This is a genomic window from Dietzia sp. DQ11-44 (assembly GCF_014145205.1).
GTDB lineage: Bacteria > Actinomycetota > Actinomycetes > Mycobacteriales > Mycobacteriaceae > Dietzia > Dietzia natronolimnaea.
Map to the genome: position 1 here is coordinate 1 of NZ_JAALEC010000033.1, position 1935 is coordinate 1935.

Below are 1935 nucleotides of genomic sequence, written 5' to 3' on the forward strand. Positions count from 1 at the left end.
GAGCACCGGCGGGAACGGTCGGGTCCTGAGTCCGGAGACGTCGAACCCGGCCTCGGAGAGCGTCTGCCCGGTGTCCCGGTTCGGGCGACATCCCCCGCCGAGCCGGCTCCACACCGGCGTGATCCGGTCGGCCACCCGCCCGAGTCGTCCCGCCGCCCGGACGTGTTCGAGCAGTCGTAGTTCTCCCCCGGGAGCGAGTACCCGGTCCGCCTCGGCCAGGGCCACCGGGACGTCGGGGACAGTGCACAGGACGAGCCCGAAGACCACCGCGTCGGCCTCGCCGTCCGCGAGTGGCAGCGCCTCCGCCACGGAATCCACCACCTCGACCGGCACCGACGCACGGGCCGCATAGCGCCGCGCGTGGGCACGGAGGTGCGGGTCCGGTTCGATCGCCACCACCCTCGTGACCTCCGGTGGGTAGTGCTGGAACGTCACGCCACTGCCCGCGCCCACCTCCACGACCGTCCCCGACAGTCCGTCCACCAACCGGCGCCGGGCCCTGGCCAGTCCGACCCTCTCGAGCACCGGGCCGGCCGCGACCCAGACCCGCGCGAAGAGCGAGACGTCCGACCGTTCGCGAGCAACACCCATGAGGCGATACGGTACCGGGTATCGAGAAGTTCCGGAGCCGCTCGAGGAAAGGAACGCGGAGATGACCGAGACGACCGCACTCCCACGCTGGGGTTCAGTTCTGGCCGTGGTCGCCCACCCCGACGACGAGCCGTTCGGCCTCGGCGCCGTGCTGTCGACCTTCGCCGACGGCGGCGCGGGCGTGGACGTCCTCTGCCTGACCAGGGGCGAGGCCTCCACGCTCCACGGCGTCGAGGGCGACCTCTCACGGATCCGGGAACACGAACTACGCGCCGCGGCGGACGCCCTCGGGGCGAGGCGGGTCACGTTGCGCGACCTGCCCGACGGTGGCCTGGCAGACCTCGGGTCGTCCGTGCTCGACGACGAGGTCGAGCGTGCACTGGACAGGACCCGGCCCGAGGGCCTCGTCGTCTTCGACTCCACCGGGATCAGCGGTCACCCGGACCACGTGGCGGCCACCGCCGCGGCCACCAGGGTGGCCGACCGGCACGGGCTCCCCGTGGTGGCGTGGACCCTCCCGGAGGAGATCTGCGGGAGACTCGCGGCCGAGGGATACGCCGGATTCCTCGGGCGGACCGGCGACGAGATCGACCTGGTGCTGACCGTCGACCGCACGGCGCAACTGGCCGCCGTGGAGTGTCACCCCAGCCAGGCCGTGCCGGGCAGCGTCCTGTGGAGGAGACTGGAGCTGCAGGGCGACGACGAACACCTGCGGTGGCTCCGGCGCCCCTGAATCGAGTCGCCCCCGCCGCCCCGGCCACACCCGGGTGCAGCACCGCCGAGACGCGGCGCCACGCAGAATTCCATTGATCAGAAGCAGTATCCCCAGAAGCAGTACCACCCAGAAGCAGCATCGAGAAGCAGTACCGAAAGGACCGCCGCACGTGGACGCCTCCGACTGGAACGCCCGATACCTCGCCCAGCCCGACGTGTGGGGCACCACCCCCGCAGCACGCATCGTCGCGGAGGTGACGGGCGCCGAGGACGCCGGTCTGCCCGTGGACACCGCCGTGGACCTGGCGTGCGGCGACGGCAGGCACGCGCGATGGTTGGCCGCACACGGGTGGCAGGTCTCGGCGGTCGACTTCTCCGAGGTCGCGATCGACCAGGCCCGCGCCAGGGACTCCGACGACGGCCGCAGCGGCAGCGTCGACTGGGTGGTCGGCGACGCCACCACCTGGTCACCGGAGGAGTCCGTGGACCTCGTCGTCATCGGGTTCCTCCACCTCGAGATGGAGAGCCTCACCCGCGTCCTGCGCAACGCCGGCGGATGGCTGCGCCCCGGCGGGCACCTGGTGTACCTCGGGCACGCCGCCGAGAACCTGCGTCGCGGCGTCGGCGGGA

Annotated in this window: 3 protein-coding genes; 2 read left to right on the forward strand and 1 reads right to left on the reverse strand. The window is 72.5% G+C overall.

The window, feature by feature from the left end; translation table 11 throughout:
- A partial coding sequence (locus G6018_RS00965) for a class I SAM-dependent methyltransferase (protein ID WP_182638495.1) occupies window positions 1-591 on the reverse strand: 591 nt, incomplete at its 3' end.
- A 61-nt stretch (window positions 592-652) separates the two neighbouring features.
- On the opposite strand from G6018_RS00965, the gene G6018_RS00970 reads away from it, so the two are divergent.
- Window positions 653-1324 (forward strand): PIG-L deacetylase family protein, encoded by a 672-nt coding sequence (locus G6018_RS00970; RefSeq protein WP_182638496.1) that lies wholly within the window; start codon window positions 653-655, stop codon window positions 1322-1324.
- A gap of 151 nt (window positions 1325-1475) precedes the next feature.
- Window positions 1476-1935 (forward strand): methyltransferase domain-containing protein (locus G6018_RS00975; RefSeq protein WP_182638497.1); only part of this gene is annotated, 460 nt, incomplete at its 3' end.

Coding starts and splice junctions, on each gene's coding strand:
- G6018_RS00970 (WP_182638496.1), top strand. CDS start 653: ATGACCGAGACGACCGCACTCCCACGCTGGGGTTCAGTTCTGGCCGTG.